The organism is Mycobacterium sp. E2479 (genome assembly GCF_001667925.1).
Classification (GTDB): domain Bacteria; phylum Actinomycetota; class Actinomycetes; order Mycobacteriales; family Mycobacteriaceae; genus Mycobacterium.
This window is the reverse complement of the sequence record NZ_LZJR01000063.1, coordinates 1-551: the sequence shown is the minus strand read 5'-3', so window position 1 is coordinate 551 and position 551 is coordinate 1. Positions and strand designations below refer to the sequence as shown.

1 protein-coding gene is annotated in these 551 nt (G+C 69.3%); it reads left to right on the top strand.

Annotated elements, in window-relative coordinates; all coding sequences use genetic code 11:
• Positions 1-551: VWA domain-containing protein (locus A5686_RS07810; RefSeq protein ID WP_156749998.1), on the top strand; the 551-nt coding region annotated here is incomplete at both ends.

Here is a 551-nt window from a genome sequence, read left to right as displayed (position 1 = left end):
GACCATCCTGCTGGCCGTGTCGCTGGTATTGCTGACCACCGCGATGGCCGGGCCGACCTCGGACGTCCGGATTCCGCTCAACCGCGCGGTCGTGATGCTGGTGATCGATGTCTCGGAGTCGATGGCTTCGACCGATGTGCCGCCCAACCGCCTCGACGCGGCCAAGGAGGCCGGCAAGCAGTTCGCCGACCAGCTGACCCCGGCGATCAACCTGGGGCTGGTGGAGTTCGCGGCCAACGCGACGCTGCTGGTGCCCCCGACGACCAACCGCGGCGCGGTGAAGGCGGGCATCGACAGCCTCAAGCCGATGCCCAAAACCGCAACGGGAGAAGGCATTTTCACCGCTCTGCAGGCGATCGCGACGGTCGGTTCGGTGATGGGCGGCGGCGACGGCCCACCGCCGGCCCGGATCGTGCTGGAGTCCGACGGCGCCGAGAACGTGCCGCTGGACCCCAATGCCCCGCAGGGGGCGTTCACCGCGGCGCGGCTGGCCAAGGACGAGGGTGTTCCCATCTCGACGATCTCGTTCGGGACCAAGGGCGGCGAGATCG